Annotated in this window: 9 protein-coding genes; 5 read left to right on the top strand and 4 right to left on the bottom strand. The window is 57.6% G+C overall.

Features of this window, described 5'->3' with window-relative positions; all coding sequences use genetic code 11:
- Nucleotides 1-77: 77 nt before the first annotated feature.
- From QRN50_RS04765 to QRN50_RS04775, 3 genes are read right to left on the bottom strand one after another with little or no spacing between them, the layout of a single operon-like run.
- The gene (locus QRN50_RS04765) at nt 78-563 is read right to left on the bottom strand and encodes a hypothetical protein (RefSeq protein ID WP_024651635.1); all 486 of its coding nucleotides are present in this window, start codon (nt 561-563) and stop codon (nt 78-80) included.
- A gap of 36 nt (nt 564-599) precedes the next feature.
- The gene (locus QRN50_RS04770) at nt 600-5,789 is read right to left on the bottom strand and encodes an imidazole glycerol phosphate synthase (protein WP_096127388.1); all 5,190 of its coding nucleotides are present in this window, start codon (nt 5,787-5,789) and stop codon (nt 600-602) included.
- A gap of 50 nt (nt 5,790-5,839) precedes the next feature.
- Complete coding sequence (locus tag QRN50_RS04775) at nt 5,840-10,132, bottom strand: hypothetical protein (protein ID WP_080266991.1); 4,293 nt, start codon at nt 10,130-10,132, stop codon at nt 5,840-5,842.
- Between the two features lie 282 nt (nt 10,133-10,414).
- Here QRN50_RS04775 and QRN50_RS04780 point away from each other — a divergent pair, with 282 nt between their 5' ends.
- From QRN50_RS04780 to QRN50_RS04800, 5 genes are all read left to right on the top strand, one after another.
- Entirely contained in the window at nt 10,415-15,463 is a 5,049-nt protein-coding gene (locus tag QRN50_RS04780; RefSeq protein WP_096127389.1) for an RHS repeat-associated core domain-containing protein, read from the top strand.
- A 352-nt stretch (nt 15,464-15,815) separates the two neighbouring features.
- Nucleotides 15,816-16,376, top strand: coding sequence for a fimbrial protein (locus tag QRN50_RS04785; RefSeq protein WP_024660650.1), 561 nt, complete (start codon nt 15,816-15,818; stop codon nt 16,374-16,376).
- Nucleotides 16,377-16,483: 107 nt separating this feature from the next.
- Nucleotides 16,484-17,230: a fimbrial biogenesis chaperone gene (locus QRN50_RS04790; protein WP_003406110.1), complete on the top strand. Its 747-nt coding sequence runs from the start codon at nt 16,484-16,486 to the stop codon at nt 17,228-17,230.
- A gap of 37 nt (nt 17,231-17,267) precedes the next feature.
- A complete protein-coding gene (locus QRN50_RS04795; protein WP_024641350.1) occupies nt 17,268-19,781 on the top strand; it encodes a fimbria/pilus outer membrane usher protein in 2,514 nt (837 codons plus the stop codon).
- 47 nt (nt 19,782-19,828) lie between these two features.
- Nucleotides 19,829-20,944 carry a fimbrial protein gene (locus tag QRN50_RS04800; protein WP_054092931.1) on the top strand — a complete coding sequence of 372 codons (1,116 nt, stop codon included), beginning with the start codon at nt 19,829-19,831 and terminating at the stop codon, nt 20,942-20,944.
- A 41-nt stretch (nt 20,945-20,985) separates the two neighbouring features.
- On the opposite strand, the gene QRN50_RS04805 is transcribed toward QRN50_RS04800, so the two are convergent.
- Complete coding sequence (locus tag QRN50_RS04805) at nt 20,986-22,524, bottom strand: hypothetical protein (RefSeq protein WP_096127390.1); 1,539 nt, start codon at nt 22,522-22,524, stop codon at nt 20,986-20,988.
- Between the last annotated feature and the right edge of the window lie 50 nt (nt 22,525-22,574).

A 22,574-nucleotide genomic window follows, 5' to 3' on the forward strand; every position in this document is an offset into this window, starting at 1 on the left:
ACTTTATAGAGTGGGATAACCGTCACCCCGTGCGGGTGACGGTCAAGCAGGCTTGACAGGTCCAGTGTTACCGAGGACTAATCCGATACATCGACACGGACGCAGGACAACTTGCCTTTTATGTTTTCATCACCGCTATATGCCTGGGTCACAATAATGCCGCGACTGATGATGGTGTCGATCGGTTTGCCTCTGAGCTGGTCGATGGAGATCCAGGGTGTTGTAATGGGGTCAATGTAGGTCTCGAGTTCAAATACCCAGCCTCCCTCTTCATCACAATCTCTGGACTCCAGGCGGATTTTTACTGCGGAGCGCACGTTATCCAGCTTGAAATAACTCATCTGATCGTTCGTGCACGCATGATCGCCCCTGTTGAGATAAACCACGTCGTCCTGGGCGGTAAAGGTGCAGTTCTTGCCTCCGCCATCGTCATTTTGTGCGAGCATGATGAGTCGGATCGCCTGTGCCGGGGGCGCAGCCTCCGCCCTTTGGAACGGGGCGAACGTACAGCCTGTCAAACCTGCAAGCGCCATGCAGGCAAAGGTTTTACTTAGCGCATTCATGATAATGACTCCCTGTCAGTTTGTTGCATCAATGCCTCATTCGGACCGAGTTGCCGAATAGAAGGTATGCATGAGACGGTTGCGCCTGCCGGGGCCCTCGGCCAGAAAACTGATTCGCCGTTTATGGGCATTGCCCTGCTTATCGATCAACAGGACGGCTAATGTTCCCGTCAACTTGTCGCGTGCAGGATGACCTTTCGGGATGAATTTAAGACCCCGGAGGCGGTGCAGGCTGATGATCAGTTTGCCGGTCTCGAATAGATCCATATTGACGTCGATGTCCAACGAGTGATCGGCCCCCATCACGTCTTTCAGCGCTTCGTCAAAGTGCACCTTGCTCACATCGCCGATAACTTCCGGGTCGTCGAAGATAAAACCCGTCCAACTGAACATTTTTTCTTCTACCTGTTCGCTCTCCCAGAGAATGATCGAGGTATTGATCACGTCACTGCCAGGCTTGGAGGGCATAAACTTCAGCCTCTCGAAACCTACCCATTGCTGGGTATCGGGGTTGACGACACTCAGCTTCCAGTAATCGATGGTGTTGAGATTGAAGTCGAAAGGGTCATCCTGAGCCCCTTCCGCAGGCGGCTCGGCCGGAGGATTTCCGCCTAACCCCTCGGCACGCTGCGGAATGAAGTTGTAATTCTGGTTATCGAACGAGGGCAAGCGTCGCGGGGTGATTTCGACCGTGCTGTTCACTTCTTCATACCGCACAGAGTTCCACCAATTGTCGTTGGCATCCTGAAATCTCGCGTAGAAGACGCTGACTGAACCCGATTCCTGTCGACTGTGCAGATAGAAGTCCTGCACGACTGGCCGTGACGCATCCAGGCCCGGCTCAGCAGCGAAAACGCCGGCCCCGGACAACTCGAAGCGGTTATGTTGACTACGCACGCGCCACGTCTGCTCATCATCTTCAGACATGCCATCGAGATGGAGGGCTACTGTCTCGATTTCTTGCTGGGTGCCATCGTCTACCAGGCGCATGGTGAGCCTTTCGGCGGGGCTCAGCTCGTAATCGACACCGTCGACCGGCATCACCTGGGTCTTGATCTGCAGCCTGAGTTGCTGATAGCCATTGGGGTACAGAATACCCGTATTATTTTCAGTCGATGGCGAGCCGGGGACCGTGATGGTAAACATCGACAGTTCGGTCCAAGTACCTTCATCGATGACTTCGGACAATTCGATGACGCTATAGCCACACGCCAGAACCACCCCGTTGTTCACCACTTCACAGCTCACCACGCTACTGGCGACAAGCGCCTGGTCGGGCGGCATGAAAAGCCCCTGCCGATCAACAGTGCCGGCCCCACCCACCACCTTCCAGCGTCGCTCAAGCCCGGGCAGCAGTGAGCGGTCATCCTGTAACTGCACCGCTACCTTTGGTCGTGCTCTGGGTACAAAAGCCGGCTCGATGTGCAGCATTTGCTGCCCGTTGGCGACAAGCACCGTAGCGATGCCAAGGTCATTGCCCGACGCCTCTATCTGTTGCACGGCCAGCGCTCTTTTACCGGACCTGGCATCCGGACTGAAGAGCGCGCCCTTGCCGACCTCACTCAACCTGCCAAGCTCCGCCCCCAGCAGCGCCCAGCTCACCGGGCTGCCGTCATGCGTCGAAGCCGCCAGCGAGACCGGTTGCAGCGCAGTCCCCCCTGGCACCACCGTTACACGTGGCGCCAACTCCAGGCTCCGCGATACCACACTCACCAGCGCCGAGACCTTGACGACAGCGCCTGACTCTTGATAGACGGCAGTGATCACGACGCGCAGCGCGTCATGGCCGATAGCCTCAAGGCCCGCCGCCGTGTAAACGCCGCTGGAAGAGATGCTGCCGCTTCCGGCAGCCACGTGGCTTTGAATGCTTAATGCACTCCAGCTGGTGGCCGGTATTTCTTCGCCTTGCGGGTTGTGCAGGACAAAGCGCTGGGTCTGCCCGGCCGTTACAGTCGAGAACAGCGGTGTAATGCTGGCCTGTGTTGAACGAAGGCTGCCAAACAACAACAGGTCGTGCGGGCAGTGTCGCTCAAGCGGTTCAAATACTCGTCCACCGCTGAACTTCAGGCTGTCCAGCACCTGCAAGCGTTCACGCTCGATCATCGACTGAGTCTCTTGCGAGAGCATCAACACCGTGCCGTATGCTGGCTGACTGTCTGCCCCGCGATCATCAGGTATCGGATAAACGAAATTATCTGCCGACGGAAACAAGCCTTCAGCTTCGCTATCCTGCGCTTGCATGAACAGCATAAGCGCGCCATCACCCGCGTTGTCCATGCGCGCGTCGCTTGAACGCGGCGCGGCGCGGGTAAGGAGCCGCAAGCGGGTTGGCGTCTGAACATGATAACGATTGAGCTGTGCCTGCAGGACTGAGAAAACCCGGCAATGAAGCGCAATCTGCTTGAACTCCCGGGCAAAGAAATCTGCCAGTGCCTGATTGATCGCATCATCGACGCCGCCCAGATTACAGGCAACGCCAGCCCCGTCAGCCAGATCGAGCAGCACATGCCCCTCCTCTCCCACGAAGAGATCGACCGTCATCGCCAGCCTGAAGCCCATGGGCTCGCTGATGATGAAGCTGCCGGACACGGTGGTTGCGCTGCCCTGCGGCTGATGCAAGCCGCTGTAACGGCCCGACACGATGTTCATCGTGACAAGAACACTGCTGGAGCCCGCCGAGTCAGCCACAAACGACAGAACCGGCACACCCAGTACGACCTGCTTCAGACGAACAGTGTCGCCTTGTCGCTCATCCACCACAATTTCACCGGTGAACAACGGCAAGAAGGCCAGCTCCCGATAGCGCTCGATGTATTGCTGCTCGATATGCCGGTTGAGATCGCTGCGACTGACCGCCGCGACGGCTCCCCAGCCCTGGGTCAAGGTACCTGCACCGGCTTGCTGCACAATAGCGCTCAGTGAACGGGGCATTGTATTACCCGCCGTGCCCAGCGCGGGGCCGGTCAGTGCCTGCAATACACCGGAGGAGCCACTCAATGGCAGCGGCAGAATCAGGTGTCCGGCCATCGTGCCAAGGTACTCGTCCATAATTTCTGCGAACACGACAACGAAGCGTTCGGGTGCGTTGGAATCGCTGCTGTACACACCCGCGGCGTCTATGGAGCCCGGCCCGCTCAGACGCCAGGTGACTGGAAGCTTGTGGCCATTGACGACGACTGTCAGCTCGGCACGCTGGTCATTGACGCTGGCAAGCGTGATGGGCAGCATCGGTGAGTGGCGAAGAACCAGTACCTGGATTGATTCGGTGTGCTGGTCATCGCTGACCGTTATTGTGTCAAGGACATAGGTATTCCCTGCCCCCCCTGCACCGGCGACGTAAAATTTTTCATGCGGCGCATCGACGCCATCCTCAAGCGTCCCGCTTTGTCCGGGCACCGGATCGACCACCGTCCATTTCAGGTTGCCTACGCGCGAACTGCGTGCTGAAAGCGCTATCCGTTGACCGTAATTACACACCTGAATCAACGGGCTGACGCTGACGCTGCTGGTGAGCACCGTCAACACTGCGGTACTGCCATGCCCCGACACGGGGTCCATCGCCTTGATCAGTACACGCTGAAAACCCTGCCTCACGGGCAGTGCTGCGGGAGCCACATACCGACCCTGCGCATCAATTTCCCCCAGACCGTCAGTACCGCCATCCAATGGATTTGCCAGCGACCAGACGATGCCCGGGCGCGCAGGCCGGGTGGTCAATTGCAGCGTTTCGCCTGTACTGATCAGTGCCTGTTGCTCGACGATACTGAACGTGGACGCAGCGGGATCGATACGACCGAACAACGCGAGGTCATAAGGCAGACGTTTGAGTACGGGTTGCAGCACTTGCTCGTCAGGCAATGACCAGCCGGCCAGAAAGCGCTCGGCGCCGGTGGCATCCAGGGTTTTGCTCAACCCTTGAAGCAAGGCGTGTTTGACGGTATAGGCCACGAAGCCGTTGATCTGCTCAAGTTCTCTGGCACTCAGGTTGTCCAGCGTTCCTGGAGCGGCGCTGACTTCATGGTCGAAGAGGTAAGGTGCATAAAGATGCCCTTCCACTGCCTGATCATCTGACTCACTTTCAATCAGATGAAACTCGTGCTTGAGGCTGATGTTGAAGGTGGCGTTGTGCGATTGCCATTGATCGCTGTCCAGCGCCCTGTAGCGAAAACCCAGCGTGCAGGGGAATTCCCAGGTCTGCGTAGTCTGGGCGTACTCGAAATCAATGGTCAGGGGATGCTGGGCGTTGAAGGCCTGGACACTGAAAGGTTCGGATTCGAAGACAAATTCTGCGCTCCGGTAGTCTCCGGCCGGTACTGCAAAAGTACCGGCCTGAGCGACCATTCGCTGCAGCGGTTTATCCTCCGGAACGATGAAGCTGAAGTCGGGCGCTTGCAGCATTTGTATCACCGCACCGCCAAAGGCAGCGCGATGCAGCGCGTGGGAGGAAAACACGGCGGTCGCCGAGTACGAATGCTGAGCATCGTTGGGAATCAGGTAACGAAAGTCAGAATCGCCATCCGGAATCCCGCCCGTCACCCCGTACTCCAGGGTCGTGAACAGCAACAAGGCGCCTTTTTTATGGACCGATACAGCATCGGGGCTTTCCAGCTGTGACCGCACATCAATTCTGCGCACGTTGAGCAATTCGTTGCTCTGCTCATTGAAAATACCCAGCCTTAACCTCTGCTCCTGATTTTCAGGGTTGCTCAACCAACCTTGAAAAAACTCGCCGATCTTGCTGCGTTCAGTAGAACCGCCCGGAAAATCCAGCGAAAGGTTTTTAGCCAGGCCAAGCTCTACCACCAGATCCGCGCTTTGACTATTCAGTTCCAGATCGAAATCCAGGTCCGGCGCGTTCAGCGGATCGTAGGCAGCGATTCTGTGAACATTGTGCTGTCCCTGAGCGCTCTCTACCACGGTATGCATGCCGGCGATAACTGGCATGCGCCAGGCCAGCAGGGAATGTCCCAGAACACTGTCCTTGAACGACAAGGTCGGCGCCCCGAGCACACAACCCGAGAAAAAATGAGCATCATGCGTATCGGGAATCGTGATACTTCCGTCCGGCACCGGACGCGACAGCCCCTGCGCCACACCCTGCTGGTAAATATGTTCAAGCAGCTCGTTGACCTTGTCGCCATCCAGAGCAATGATCGCGTCCCAGCCTCTGAGACGCGTGGTATTTTTCATCCATGCCAGCAGACTTTCCGCTGAATAACCAGCCATGACATCACCTCCTGTGATGTTGATATAGATAAGACGTCGCGCACGTCCGCTTAGAACGCCTGTGCTTTTTTGCCTTTCATCAATTCCAGATCCGTAGCAAACCGGTCCAGTGGTAGTGGCAAGACGATATGCCCTTCTATGACGCCAAGGATTGCATTCGGGGCCTCGGCAAAAATCAGCACAAACCGGTCAGTTGACGCTACGTCGGGGGTGTACAGGCCGTCGTCGATGCGCCCGCGCCCGGCGCCCACTCTCCATTTGACGCCGGGCGGCGTAAGGCCATTGGCAAACGCTTGCAGTTGAACCTGATCGGCACGAATGTTCACAACGTCCACGTGCTCCCCGACTTTCTCAACGTCCAGAACTTCAGAAACCTCCACGGTTTTTACGACTTTTACGGTTAACAGTGGGACTTGGTGCTTTACCAGTACCCACGACGAAACACTCGCCTGCTGGCTGGTCACGACGATCTGATCCAGAACATAGGTTTTACCGGTCACCTTTGGCGCCGCGACGTAACGATGATCACCATCGGCCAGTGCGCTGGGCTCCAGAACACCGCTTTCGCCAGCCACCGGATCCTTGAGCGACCAGTCCATTTCTTCGGTGCCTAGCGAACCTGCCTGCAGTTCCACGGTCTGCCCGGCGTCACACACCTGAATCAATGGATTGAGGGTGATCGGGTTGGTGACGATCGTGACCAGGGCCGAACTTCGATCGTTCGATTTCAGGTCAGTGGCTGTTACCCGAACACGCGTGAACGCAAGCTCGGTCAAAGAGGATTCCGGCGCGTAATACCGGCCGGTGCCGTTGACGGCACCGAAGTTCTGCGCATCACCTTGCAGACGTTCGACACTCCACGTCACATTCGCACCCGGCGGTTGAATGGAGAAGGTGGTGGAACTGTCGACGACCATCAGGTGCTCCGCCGGGCTGACGACAAAGTCTGCCCCGGAACTGTTGATGCGGCCGAAGGCGGCTATATCTCTGGGTGCACGAAGTACGTCAGGCACAATGGCTTCGTTGAAATTGAGATCGATACTGTCCCGGATGAACGCGCTGATCGGCACACGAGTAGCGAGTTTGCGTGCCAGTACGGCTTTGATGTCGGACTCGAACGGATCCTTGTTCAGCTTCTCGAAATTGCTTTTTACCGACGTTATTAACAACAGTAATGAAAAGCTGTTTGCGGGTGGAGGGTTCTCCACGGAAGTCAGGTCATCGATGGTGGTGTTTATCGTGAGACCGGGGATCAGAACGAGGTCGTTGTTTTCTTCGGCAAAGGTATAAATGCACCGTACATCGACCGTGACGACCTTGCTCATGACCAGTAGCGTCCCATGGCCTGGCAACGTAAGCACAACGCTGGGGGTGGCTTTGGACTTCCAGGTCAGTGCCACCGTGCCATCGCCAATGAGCTCCACAGACAAAGGCGTGCTCCCTGACACATCAAGCCAGGTCCCGGCTTTGTAGACATTTGCGAAGACCGCCACGCCATTGATGTCAACCTTGACGTCCTGGCTGCTCGCTTCGGACGTCGTCAGCCTGCCCGACGTGGCCGTCGCCTTGATCAAGCGGCCGGAGCCGTCATGAACACTGTTGAACACCCCGTTTTCAATAATCGAAGCAATGGTCTTGGTCACTTCGCCAATGAACAGTGCCGCCTTGAACGTACGCTCCGCACTGAACAACACCGTGGCCGAATAATCTTTCCCGGCATCATCCGGTATCAGGTATTGGTACTCTACCGGGATGTCGCCACCTTCCTGACTGCCCGCCAGGCGAATGAACACCAGCACGGCCCCGTCGCCGTAGTTGGCGGCCTGCGGGTCGAGAGGCGCGGCAGGATTGGTCTGGGTGCGCAGTTTGAACGACTGGGGGTGCATCAGATTATTGCTGCCATGCTTGATCACGCCCAGCGTCCATACGCGCTGTTCGTCCGGCAACGCACTGAACAGGGCTTTGAAGAAATCCCCGCCAAGTGCCCGGTCAGCCCTGTCAACCGCGAAGGTCAGAATGAAATTATCACTGTCCTTGAGGTCGAGCCGCACCCGGCCATCGCTCTGGACATCACCCGGGACCCTTTCCAGCGCGAGATCCAGTGTCAGTTTCGGACCTTGCAGCGCATCGATATGGATAATTCTGTAGGCTTCCCAATTGTCGACGTTATTCTTCATCGTCAATTGGGTTCCGCCCAGAACCGAACAGGTCAATGTCGCATGCGACTGACCGAGGTTATCGTTCGTGAACGCCAGCCTGGGCGCATCCAGAATGAAATTGTGAATATTTTCTTTAAACCCGTCGCTCAGTGCCACCTCTCCGCTCACAGGCTGCAGATAGGCGTTCGACGAAAAACGCGCGATGTACTCCTGAAGCAACAGGTTATTCACCTTGCCTCGGGCCATTGCCGCGATGGAATCCCAGCCCCACATCACATTATTGGCGGGGTCTTTCATCCACTCGGTCAGGTTGTTCAGCGTGTTAGTAGCCATAGGATTACGTCCGTGTAAGTGTGGGGTCATGCCGGTGACCGTTGCGTCCTGCGCCAGCCCGCCGGCCCGTGAAAAAACATCGTCCAGCACCGTGAAATCGATAGACGGAAACTGTGTGTAATTCGCCCCTTCATCAAAGCTGACTTCAACCGTCACGGTGTTGGTCGGTCTGTTTCTTTGCAGACTTTCCAGAAACCCCCTCGGGATGATTACCGACAGCTGCCTGGCCTGGTGTTCCGCCTCGCTGACCGGTTCTGCAGCGCCGGTACGTAGCCCGACCGTTTGCTCCAGGCCCGACGGCAGCAAGCCAGTGGCCTTGATGCGTACCCGTTGCCTGGGAGCCATGTAGGCCCAGGATTCCAGGTCCAGACCTGCACCTTCTGGCGGGACCCTGGCGAGGTCAAGCAGGGCATCGGTAACGCGTGGTCGCATGATCTGGATGTACGGCCAGACGGAGCCCAGGGCTCTGACTTCCAGATTGAATACTTGCGAAGTGCCTGATTGCGACGCTGAGACGACCTTGTAGTACACGGCGACCCACTTGCCCATATTGGCCGGGACCGCTGTGGGCGGGATGACGAACAGGCGCGGATCGCCTGGCGACGGATCAGCGATAAAGCTGCCCGTGCTTGTGTACCCCTCCCAATGCATCTGTACCGTGTAATCGTCGCCGATAAACGCTTCTTTCGGTATGCGAATCGTCACCCCGCTCTGCAGCTGCGAGGCAAAGATATAGCCCGTGACGGTCCCTTCACCGGAGCCGTCAATGATGGCGTCTCCGATAACGGGCGCAGGTAGATCGAGCGGTCGACTCAGAATGACCTTGCGCGGTAACGAGCTGGCTGCGTTGCCCGGTCGCGCGTACTGATACACCAGCTCGATTTCCTTGCCGTTATTGGCAGAAAGCCAGGCCTGAGCCAGCGAGAACTGCAGTACGCCACTGTCGAGATTGGAGAGGTCGGCCCGCAGGGTCTGCACCAGCCGATTGCCGCTGGAGACATAAACCACGACATCGTCATCGATCTGCATGCCGAAAGGATCGACCAGCAGGGTGACGCCGTCAGGAAAGGCTTCCGGATCCAGTGAGCCACCGTTGAAATCCTTGATGGTCAAGGCGGGCAATAACGCCGTTGACGGTGCGACGAAAGCCAGCGACTGAGTGGCCGAAACCGTTGTCAATGTGGAATCGGCATACTCGATGCGGTAGCTCATCAGAGCGAAGCCATCTCTGATTGGCGCAAGTTCGTTGGACCCTATCGGCCACCGCAGAGGCTGGCCCACCTCTTTCACCGTCAATTCCCGGGACCGGACCAACGAGTACCAGAAAGTGCTTTCATCGAAATAAAGATCCAGTGTGAGGGTCACCCTGTCGCCCACGCGCATCGCCTGATACGGCGGCGCCACGAACAACACTTCACTGATTTGCCACAGCAGGTCAGGATCAAGCTTCAGATCGTGAGACTCCTTGCATTGCAGCACCCCCAGCCCGGCGGCCGTTGACGGTGGCTTACCGACATAGAAGAACAGGCGCAGGGATTCATCAGGGCGACCTTCGACGATGTACGAGTAAAACACCCACCCCTTATCAAGCCTCATCAGCAACGGATTATTGATCAACAGGGGCATGCCTTCGGGCTGCAACCCGACGACCTCGATAACATCGCCGACATAGTCCTCCACTGCGCCCAGGGCACCGCAACCTCGCCAGTTGGGCATGAACCGATCGCCGTTCTTGATACCTGGATAGTCGATCCAGGTGGTCAGGTCGGCACCGCCCAACTGATCAAGATCGAGGTAGTTCCCGGGCTGCTGCAGGTCGGGCACCTTGGGGGCGGGAAGATCCAGCGCCATGAGTGAGACTCCTTTCTCGTTTCCGCCTGAAATGGGTATATCGCAAGGGTTGCCCCTGAGAATGCGGATAGGATTTTTTTACGCCGATGCACATCAGTTGCCCACTAGCACTACTGCTAGGTTGTTGCCCGGGTACGGACTGTTAGGGTTAGGCAAGACCTCCAGCCACACGAACGTCTTCGGGCGTTCAGGCTTGGGGGTCGTCAATGACCAGAGCGCAAGGACTGCACAATCGTCAGGCACCGCTGCGCTTGTCACGCATCAATCAGCGAGGTCCGCTCCATGGCTGCTTCTACTTCCGTGCACTCCAACGCGCTCAATTTCATGAGTTGTCTGAAAAGCGGCGTTGACCCACGCACCGGGCTATACAACATATCGATCAGCTTGCCCGATCTGCAAAGCAATGACCTGCGCGGGCCAGGGTTCCGACTCGACCTGTCCTACAGCCAGCTCAATACGCTGGACAGCGGCTATGGCCTGGGCTGGAACATGCAGTTGTCGCAGTACGACCCTGCCACTCAGATCCTGTCCCTCAGCACAGGCGAGACCTTCCGGGTCGACGGCACCAGCAGCAACGGCCAACTGACGATGACGGAAAAGAAGCTCGACACCTTCCACTTCTACAAACTGGACGATGAGTCTTACCGGGTGGCGCACAAATCAGGTCTGGTGGAAATCCTCGAGCTGCACAGCAGCGGCAATAAGAGAATGGCCTGGCCGGTGAAAATCATCGCGCCGTCGGGGCACAGCATTGCGCTCAAGCACACGGTGTTCAACAGCAGCACCTACAGGCTTGCTTCAATCACTGATGACCTGGGTCAGACGCTGCTGAAAATTGCCCGCAGCACCACCTCCGTCGAGCTGGATCTGCATCCGGACGAAGGCACCGGCGATACTCCGCTGGCGCGCTTTCTAATGACCCTCGCAGGCAGCGACAAACGCGTATCGCGCATCACCCTGCCCACCGAAAACAAAGCGTCGTGGCGCTTCGAATATGGCCTGGAGAACGGCAATCAATTATGCGTCAGGCATGTGGAGACACCTGCTGGAAGCAGCGAAAACGTTTACTACCAGGACGAGGGCCATGCGTTTCCATCCAGCGCCGGTCGCATGCCCGTGCCCAGGGTGACAAAACACGTCATCGATCCCGGCCTGAATCAGGCAAAGATCGATGTGCGATATACCTACAAGGACGGCCAGCAACGCTCACGAAACTTTCTCGGTGCAGGGTTGCCCATCGCCTGGGAGGACAACGGCCTGGACAATCTCTATAAATATTTGCAGGACTACAACTATGTCTGTACCGAAAGCCTGTGGGTCGACAACAAGGCCGTGCGCAGCATAGAGCGGACCTTCAACCGCTTCCACTTGCAGACCCTTGAAGTCACCACCCAGAACAAAAACCAGCTGACGGTCACGACCGCCTACAACATCCTGCAGGGCGAGCATTACTCCAGACAGCCCAACGATTGTCAGCTACCCAGCGAAATCACCACCCGCTGGCAACGGCTGGACGCGCCTGAGCGGACCCGCACAGAGACCGTCACCGATACCTATGACAGTTACGGCAACCTGCTGGTGCATACCCGCGCCGACGGGATCGAAGAAGTCAGCAGCTGGTACCCGGCCGCCGGTGGCGACGGTTGCCCGGCCGATGCGGAAGGGTTTGTCTCCCGACTGAAAGAAAAAGTGGTCAAGCCCGCTCCATCGTCGCAGCTCGGGGCCCCGACCCTGGCCACACGTTATCGCTACCAGACATTGCCTGCACTGGCCGACAGCGAGTTACCCGACTGGATCGTGCCGGAAAGCGAAACGCTGCTGCAGCTTGAAAGCGATGGAACCTGTGTAGAGTTGCAGAAGGTCCTGCTGGAGTACATCAACCAGCCGGATGCGCCATTCCTGCATGGTCGAACCGGGAAAAATATCGAGTCCCTGAATGGAAACGACACCGTTACCGTCTACGAGTACAGCAAGAGCAAGAGCAGGCAACTGGAGGTCCCGGTACAACTCATAGACATCACCACGATCGGCTTCGACAACGCCCGCATAAGCAAGCAGCAACAACAGTCGTTGTTGACCGGTCAGGTGCTGCTGACCCTGGAAGAAGGCGTGGAGATCCGCTATGTCTATGACGTGCTGAACCGGCTGACCAAAGAAACGATCGCACCGGACTCAAGTGATGAAGCCAGTCGCGAGTATCTGTACACCCTGTGTTCCGCTGCGGGGCAGCAGGCAGAACAAGTGCTGGTCGACGCCCGCAAGGTCAAGACCCGCTCTGTTCTGGACGGCCTGGGCCGGGCAATACTCGAGGAGCGGGACCACATCGACAGCAACGATCTGCAAGCGATGCGCATAATCCATACCGCGCAATACAACGCTTGGAACAATGTGCAACACGAAACGGATTATGACTGGTTCGCCAACCAGCAACGGTTCGCCACGCGAAACACCTACGCCTATGACGACTGGAACGTCCAGTGTGTCATTACCTCGGATCACGGCGTACAGACCCACCAGTACTACGACCCCATCGGCAATGAAGAACATAAAGGCCCTGTTCAGAAGACCTGGGTGCAAAGCAGTGACGCAGAACCGCTGATCAGTGGTCGCAGCGAGACCTGGCTGAACATGTTCGGCAAGCCGGACAAGATCAAGATCAAGATCAAGACCCAGAACGCAGATGGAGAAAAAGATCAGGGTTCACAAACCTTCCTCTACGACGGACTGGGGCGCTGCACGGAGCAGACCGACGCGTCAAACCACACAACCCTGTTCAGTTATGACGCCTGGTCGCGCATGGTCACAACACGCTTGCCGGATGGAAGCGAGGCGCACCGTGATTATGCACCGCACAGCAACACCGAGCTGCCGATCGGCCTGAAAATGATGCATTCGGACGGCATTACCAACACTCTGGCAGGCAAACAGGCGTTCGACGGGCTGGGTCGTCTGACACTGTCGCAGGCAGGGCAACGTATCGAGCAGTACGAGTATGAGGACGGTCACAGGCAGGTCAAAACCCGCAAAACGGCCAAGGGCGATGACATCAGCTACACCTACAACCTGGCACTCACCGACCAGATCGTCTCCAGTACTGCACCGGATGACACCGTCGGTTTTGGCTATGACAACGTCAGCGCCCGCCTGACCTCTGCCACCAATCAGCAGGGCAAGCGCGTTTATGCTTATGACGCGCACAACCAGTTGACCAAAGAGACCTGGAAAGATCTACAAGGCCGGACCTGGAAAACCGTGCATCGGACATCCTTGCAGGGCCGTGCGATGTATCGCACCGACGTCGAACAAAAAGACGTCAAAAACTCGGTTAAAGGCGTAGTCAAGGGCCGCATCAAAGGTGGCGTCAAAGGCGTGGAAACGATTTACCGGTACGACGATTTCGGCCGACTCGAAAACGTTGTGCAGGGCAACGTGGAGGTGACAATCCTGTATGACACCCTGGGTCAGCCCAGTGAGATGACAACCTGTGACCAGGCCACCGGAACCCGCCTGGTAAACCGCATGAAGTATGACGACCAGGGACAGGAAATTCTCAGGACGCAGATTGCAGGCAATCACCCGGTACGTACGCTGGAACAGCAATGGCAAACCGACGGGCTCATGCAAAGCCGTCACTTGCAGGAAGCAGGCAACACGCTGCTGCTGGAAACATTCAAGTATGACGCTCGAGGTCGTCTGACCGGCGTCATCTATTCAGGCAGCACATTGCCAGTGCACGCATCCGGCAGGGCGATACTCAAGCAGACGTTCATCTTCGACTCGCTGGACAACATGATCCAGACCACTACCGAATTTGCCGACGCCAGCACTGAGATGGCCTTTTTCCACTATGGCAAAGAGGATGACCCCGATCCCCTCTCCAGGGACCGATGCCAGTTGCTCGGCATCACCTACAGGCCTCCACGGGGCACACCGGACCCGACGTTCCGCTATGACGCCAACGGCAACCAGCTCGATGACGAACATGGCAACCGGTTGTACTACGACAGCCAGAGCCGCCTTTTACGGGTGGAGAAACCGGCGGGTGAGCCGATCAGCACATACGCTTACGACGGCCATGATCATCTGGCCACCACCCGCAATGGCAGTGACAGCGAAATACTGCGTTTTTATCAGGACCAGCAGTTGAGCAGCACGGTGCAGGACGACCGACGTACTCAGTTTCTGTACATAGACGAGCAACCCGTCGGCCAGCAGACCATCGGAGAACCGGCAGAAACCCTGCTGTTGCTGACGGATGCGAACCAGAGCGTGCTCGCTGAGTTCCAGCAGGACAAGCTGCGAACAGCGGTCTACAGCGCCTACGGAGAACGTCACAGCGATGACGCGCTGCTCAGCGTCGCAGGGTTCAACGGCGAAATATGCGAAAAAGACACGGGCTGGTATCTGCTGGGCAATGGCTACAGAGCCTACAACCCCGGCATGATGCGTTTTCACAGCCCTGATTCCTTGAGCCCCTTTGGTGCAGGCGGGGTCAACCCCTACACTTATTGCCTGGGCAATCCCATTGCCTGGCGCGACCCCACCGGGCATGACGCCAGCTCCCAGAGCGGCCGGCTGCGAAGGCCCGATGAGGATGCGATACCTGCAGAGATGCCGGGGGGCATGGGAATACAGACCTGGATCATGCTCGCGGTTGGCGTAGTGTTCACGGCAGTGGGTGCCTACGCGACAGTTGCATCGTTTGGATTGGCCGCGCCCGGCTCGGTTCCTGTAACGGTCCTGGGTATGACGATGACCGCACAGACGGCGGCCTACGTCGCAACAGGGTTGCTGGCGGCAGGGACCGTTCTGGGGGCTGCATCAACGGCTGCCACTACTTATGGTGCGGTGAAGGGAAACGAGACAGCCTTTCGGTTAGGGGAATACCTGGCCTATGCCGCGATACCTTTAGACATCGCTGGGGGGGTATTCAGAAGTGCGGTTAAAAGCGCGATCAAGGCTGCGTCCAAGGCTTCCAGCCGGCGAGTTTCCGAGACAGCGAGTAGAGTTTCAGTCGGGACGATTGACGATTCACCGGTCGATTCTGTAACGGGTACGCGGCGTGGATCTGCTCCAGCGAGTATGGACGCACCCGGGCCTGTTGGGGGTGTGAGGATTCCAAGAGTGCGGGTGAACAGGCCTGAACCACCTACACCGAACCCTCGGCCGGAGAGCGGCCCTTTCGCCAGGCGCGCGCGGACACCGACAGATGACCCTGCAGCAGCACCGTCCAGCGGTCCGTCACGGTTTGCGGGCAGAACGGGTTTTTTAGTACGGCTTCGCAAACTCGGGGAAAACGTCTTCGTGCTTAAATACATGCCTCGCCGGTGATAAGGCTGGACTTTCCGCCGCCGACAAAGGCTCATCGCTGTCGGCGGCATTTTGATCGACGTTTTTACTGCTCCAACCTTTACATTTTCCCTTTTTGGATTCTCTGCCTGAATAAACAACGCACCGCCCAGTAAAAACCCGAAACAACATTAAAACTCAAGGCTCCAGACGTATCACGTTAGTTTAGGAAATATCCTACACCGCCCGCCATTAACCAAAGCCCTCCAGAGACTTTGCAACTAACTCACCTGCTGTAAACTCCCGCCCCGTCATGACACACAACACAAACCGTCTATCAAGACACCATAAATAGTTACATTTTTACTTCTATAACTTTAATAGGGTTTTCATCGTGAACAAAATGCTATCCGTACTGGGCCTTGCTCTGGCGACTACACTCACCGGCACTGTCGTATCCGCCAACCCCGGCCCCGGCACGATTCGTTTCGAAGGCAAGATCACCGCTACCACCTGCCCTATCGAAGTAGTCAATCCGGGCGATGGCTCTATCGGCAACGTGGTGAACATGGGCTCTATCGAGGCCAACCGCTTTACCGGCATCGGTCAGGAACTCTCTGGCAAGAGCTTTGCCCTGCGCGTCAATGACGACGGCAGTTGCGGCCTTGTGGCTGGCGACCCGAATTCGGCCAAAGTCACCTTCATCGGTAACGCTGACAGCAGCGGCGACTACTTCGCTGTCACCCCTACTGCCGACGGGGCAAAGGGCGTCGCGATTGTCATCAAGGACCAGACCTTGACGTCCATCAAACCAGGCAGCCAATCGGCACCTTATGCACTGATTGAGGGCGGTGCCACCGACATGGTGTTCAACGCCTACTACCGTTCGACAGCGGCTACCGTTCAAGCCGGTGCTGCTTCGGCGGATGTACAGTTTGTTGTCGCAATCAACTGATACATCGACCCATTCGCTCACAGTGTAAGAATCAATAGTCTTTTCACGTGAAGCATCTTCAATACGTTCAGGTCCGTTTCGGATCTGAACGTACAAGGTAACTTTCCATGATTTGCCAACAGGCTTTCAAAAGACCTGCCCTCGCGGGGTGCATGCTGTTATTCATGTGCGCAGCTTATATACCAGCCAGTCAGGCAGCACTGACGGTCAACGCAACTCGCATCGTGTTCGACGGCGACAAGCGCAGTACGTCGGTGGTCATATCCAATCCAAGTGATCGCCCGTTCGCGGTACAGACCTGGGTAAATACGGAAGCAGACGACACTGTCACCGTCGTTCCGTTCGCACCTTCGCCGCCACTTTTCCGCCTTAATCCGGGCAAGGAACAACAGGTACAGATCAATGGCCTGCCCCACGAACTGCCCTCTGATCGTGAATCATTGTTCTACTTCAACGTGCAGGAAATACCTCAAGCCGACCCTTCGCAGGGCAACGTACTGAATATTGCCCTGCGTACCCGTATCAAACTGTTTTATCGCCCGGTGCTGCTGACTGATAACCCCATTGCCCGCCTCAAGGACCTGCAATGGTCGGTCAGGCAGATTGCGGGCAAGGCAGAACTGACCGCGATGAATCCGACACCCTTTCACGTGTCGTTCATTCGCCTCGACGTCTCCGGCGGTGGCAGAACTGAAAAAGTCAGGGAAGTCGCCATGCTTGGCCCGTTCAGCTCTCGCCATTACGAGCTCAGTGAAACGAAAGCGGTACCGGGCCTGCAGGTGGTGTTTTCCGCGATCAACGATTACGGCGGCTACAGCACGCCGCTGACAGCTACAGCCACGCTGACTGACTGAAACAGCGCTGGCCCGTTTCATCCCCAGGACATTGAACATGACCCTATTACCCGATTCCGGGTTCATACCAGTGCGCCTGCGCTTTATGCAGGTGCTGATTGTGTGCGGCAGCGTTACCGTACCGCTGGAACTGACCAAGGCGGCAACCCCTGTCAAGTTCCAGTCCGGCTTCCTGCGTCAGGGCCAGGACTATGACAGTGAGGCCGCGGCCAGCGTGCTGAACCAGTTGTCAGTTGTCGAAAACCTCGGGCCAGGCGATCACTGGGTAGAAATCCACGTCAATATGCGCCATTTCGGCCAACGGCAGATCCGTTTCGATGCCGACCCACAAGGCAACGGCCTGCTGCCCTGCCTGTCGCGGGAACTGCTGGAGCAGATCGGCGTACGCCTCGACAGTCTGGCCGACCCGGCCTTGTTGCAAGTCGCTTGTGTCGCGCTGGGGCAATTGATTCCGGACGCCAAGGTCGTACTGGACGGCGGCAGACTGCAACTGTCGATCTCGATACCGCAGATCGCCATGCGCCGCGACGCCAACGGGCGAGTGGACCCGGCGCTTTGGGATTACGGCATCAACGCCGCCTTCATCAATTACCAGACCTCGGCGCAACAGACGACCCATAGGGAAACAGGCACCAGCAGCAGCGCAGACCTGTACCTAAACACCGGTATCAACCTGGGGTCATGGCGATTGCGCAGCAATCAAAGCGTGCGTCAGGATGCACAGGGACATCGCGAGTGGACCAGAGCCTACGCTTATGCACAGCGCGACCTGCCCGGCACCCACGCTAACCTGACCCTCGGTGAAACCTACACCGGCGGCGATGTCTTCCGGAGCGTGCCGATCAAGGGCGGGTTGATCAAAACCGATCAGGAGATGCTCCCCGATTCCCTGCAGGGTTACGCACCGGTGATCCGTGGCGTTGCGCAAAGCAGGGCCAAACTGGAAGTCCTGCAGAACGGATACCCGATCTACTCCACGTATGTCAGTGCCGGCCCCTATGAAATAGATGACCTGAACACGGCGGGCAGCGGCGAACTGGAGATCGTGCTGACCGAGGCCGATGGTCAGGTGCGGCGCTTTACCCAACCTTACTCGACCATGAGTAACCTGTTGCGCGAAGGCGTCTGGAAATACAGCGCAGCCCTGGGCCGCTTCAACGGTGCCTACGCCACCGAGCATCCCTGGCTATGGCAAGGCACGCTGGCCGTTGGCACAGGCTGGAACTCGACACTTTATGGCGGACTGATGACCAGCGACTTCTACCATGCCGCAGCGCTGGGCGTGTCACGGGACATGGGTATGCTGGGAGCGATGGCGTTCGATGTGACCCGGTCACGCGCCGGCATCGATCAGCCCGGTCAGTCCAGCGTGCAGGGCATGAGTTACGCCATCAAGTACGGCAAGGCGTTCACTACCCATACCAATCTGCGCTTCGCAGGTTATCGCTACTCCACCGCAGGCTATCGGGATTTCGACGAAGCCGTCAGTCAGCGCAGCAACGACGATGCGTTCAGGGGTAGCCGCCGAAGCCGACTGGAGGCTTCGATTCATCAGAGAATCGGCGCACGCAGCAGCGTCGGTCTTACGCTGTCGCAACAGAATTACTGGGGGAGCGATATCGAGCAACGACAATTTCAGTTCAACTTCAATACCCATCGTGCCGGGATAACCTATAACTTCTACGCCTCACAGTCGCTGAGCGTAGCCAGTAACCGCGGCAACGACCGGCAGTTCGGCCTGAGCATCTCGATGCCCCTCGACACCGGCCATTCGAGCAATGCCACACTCGACCTGCAGAGCAGCGCCAATCGCCACAGTCAACGGGGCAGCCTGAGCGGCAGCCTCTACGAAAACCGGGTCAATTATCACGCCAGCCTGAGCAACGATGACGGCAAGCAGCAAAGTGCCAGCCTTGCGGCGGGCTATCAGGCGCCCTTCGCCAGCCTCGGCGCCGGTGTGACTCAGGGCAATGATTATCGAAGTACATCAGTCAATGCCAGTGGCGCCTTGTTGCTGCATGCCGACGGCATCGAGTTCGGCCCGAATCTGGGTGACACCATCGCCCTGGTCGAAGTGCCCGATACACCAGGCGTGGGCATACAGAACGCGACCGGTGTCAGGACCAATAGTCGCGGCTACGCATTGATGCCCTATCTGCGCCCCTACCGCTATAACCCGATCGCCTTGCAGACCGACCGGCTTGGCCCCGAGGTGGAAATCGATAACGCCAGTGCTCAAGTGGTGCCTGCCAGGGGTGCCGTGATCAAGACCACCTTCGCTGCACGCACGGTGACACGCCTGGTCATCAATGCAACCACTCCCAGTGGCCAGCCGCTGCCATTCGGCGCCCGGGTCAGCGACGCGCAGGGCAACATCCTGGGCATCGCAGGCCAGGGCGGGCAGATTCTGCTGTCCACCGACATGCAGGCACAAACCCTCGATGTCCACTGGGGAGAAAAAAGCGACCCTCAGTGTCGTCTGCACATAGACCCCGCTGGCATGCCCTTGGCCCAGGGCTACCGAATGCAGGACATGACGTGTACCCAGTGACATCAGGTCTGAGCCATCCGCGACATCGTTATTTCAGGAATCACCCCATGAACACTGCATTGAATACCCTGCTCCCCGGTCTGATCCTGTTGGGGGCCAGCCATAGTGCTGCGGCTTATTCCGACGTACCGGATGACACACCGAGCAACGATTGCTACTGGGTTTCCTCTCCGGGAATAAAGGACTACCGACGCGACATCGGCACGCTCTACGTCCCGAAAGACGCTGCAGTGGGCACCTTTATCGGCAGCATCGATATGCTTCACGCCACACCAGATCAGGCAGGCCTGGAGGCGGCCTGCAGAAATGACGGCACGGCTCTTCTGGAATTCAACGCAACGGCAACGGCTCCGATCTTTTCCGGCACGGTGGAGCCTATAAACGGGGAAGACCTCACCGGCAAGATACTGCAAACCAATATTCCGGGCGTCGGGGTGCGGGTAAGACTGGAGTATCCGTATGACAGGAACTGCCCCAATTGCTTCACGCCTGTAGGTGGCAGCGCCTCCGTTCCGTTCATCGGCCTCAACGACCACCAGAAAATGCTCACAAGCCTGCCTTTCCTTCATTTGAACAACTACGTCACGCTGGTCAAGACCGGACCGATTCCCTCCGGACCCAATGTGCTCAATGGCAGTGAACTGTTCTCCGGAAGCGTGACAACGCTTGGCAGGATCATGAAGTTCGGGCTGACCGGCACGATACTTCAGGCACAGTGCAGCGTCGGTGCAGATCCGGTCAGTGCCGACCCGGTGCAGTTGGGTGAGTGGGACAGCGCTGACTTCACCGGTCCCGGCTTCACCACACCTGCGGTGCCATTCAGTATTGCGTTGAGTAACTGCGAGACCTACACGGGCGCAGGCTTCGTGGCCACGGCGCATATCCAGCTCGATGGTGTCGAAGGCTCGGTTCCCGAGGGCCCCGTCGGCAGCGGGGTTTTCAGCCTGACCAGCGATTCGGACGCCAAGGGCATGGGGATTCAGGTCCTCAAAGGTGATGGCGTCACGCCCATGGAGTTGCAGACCGAAGTGCCACTGATCGCGATCACACCCGGCAACACTGTGCTGAACTTCTACGCCCGCTTCTATCAGACTCAGGACAGCAGCGCGATCCGGCCGGGCAAGGCCAAAGGGGCGCTCAGCTTCACGATGACCTACAAGTAGCAATGCACCATGGACTGCCAACCTGGCGGTCCATGATTTCCTCAGGCATACAACGTTGGTCTCAGTGAAGGGAAAGGCTGCCACGAGAGTGTCTGGTCGAAACTCACACGCACCCGCACATCCAGCTGAGTGCCGATCAGAAATCTAGTCAAATCCGTTTTGCTGATACGACCGGCGTCGATGTTATCGCCCACCAGCGGTACCGGGTACTCGTCCAGCACGCTAACCACTAACGACTCATTATCAGCACTGCCGACGCCGTGCACCTCGACGCTGACAAACTGGTCAGTGCCCATGAAAGACCAACTGTCGAGCGTGAACCGCGCGTAGTCTCCCTCGGCAATGCTCTGCAGGCTCAGACGCCCTCCGGATACCTTGTCACACTGCACGACCGGAAAGCCTGTCATTCCCAGGATACTCAACGTATGCCGGTCCGAAAGATGGGGTGAGTCGACGCTATTTTCGAACACCTCGTAGTACACCGGGATGGACTTGCTGAAATGCGGGGCAATTTTTGTGGAAGGAACGCTGAACAGTCTCGAGTCTGCGATTTCCGTAAGAAAAGAGCCCACACTGCCTGGCTCGGCCCATTGGACGCGGACGGTTTCACCGGGAAGAATCACGGCATCCTCCGGTATCGATACCACTGCGCCCTGAAAGGCATCGACCGGATCAAGCCTGCTGGCACTTGCCGAGCCTGCAGCCTTCTGAACACGAGGGGGTGGCAACACACGCGGCACTGGCTGAGCGCACACCAGCAGCGCAACAGCCAGCGCACGAGGCCCGGCATTCCCCGAGCGATCCTTCAGCCTGTAGGACACATAACGAATGCCATCGCCGCTCTCGAGAACCACTTGCCGGTCAAAGCCGATGTTGATCGCGCCAACGATATCGGACGCTTCAAGCGTCAGGGTTCCGGTGTGCTCCGACCCCGTCGGCATGCTGCTCCAGTACCAGATAATGAGGTCCCCGGCGCCCGGCGAAAAATACGCGGGCACCTCGGCCAGCACGGTATCGCCATGAGTATCCAGCCAGGCCGCCGTGAGACCATCCCTGATGATTTCTTCCGGAAAAATCAGCGCCCCTTCGTCTTCGAATACCGGTGCCGTTTTATCAATGACAAAGACCAGTGTTTCGGATTCGGTCTGCACCTGATTGGAGGTCTCGACGCGATAACGGAGTCGATGCCGGCCTTCGATCAGGTATTGCTGCGCGATCATGATGAACAGATCGACAGGCTGTACAGGTGCGGTCCAGGTCTTCTCCTCCAGCAGCACGTCGTTCCAGTACACGCGCAGATACTCGGGATTGCCCGGGGTAGGCTCGGAGTTTTGCCACATGGGAAAATCGACCCGCAACGGCACGAGCCAGGCGCTGCTGGGGAGCAAATTAGGCTCACCGCCAGGTATGTCAGGAAGAAGTTCGGCGACCATCGGCGGCGCAAGCAACATGCTCTTGCGCCTTGAAACCGGCCAGAACAGGATTCTGATCCGTTCGATCCACTTTGAAATAACAGACATGAGCCGGGCCTCCAGCATGAGGAAGCGGTGGCCGACCCGTTTGCCGACCGCCATGCCCATCAGTTAACACCCTGCTTTTTTCTGCGGATACTGGCACAAGTGATAGGACC

It is taken from the genome of Pseudomonas sp. MEJ108 (assembly GCF_030208985.1).
In the GTDB taxonomy this organism is placed as follows: domain Bacteria; phylum Pseudomonadota; class Gammaproteobacteria; order Pseudomonadales; family Pseudomonadaceae; genus Aquipseudomonas; species Aquipseudomonas fragariae.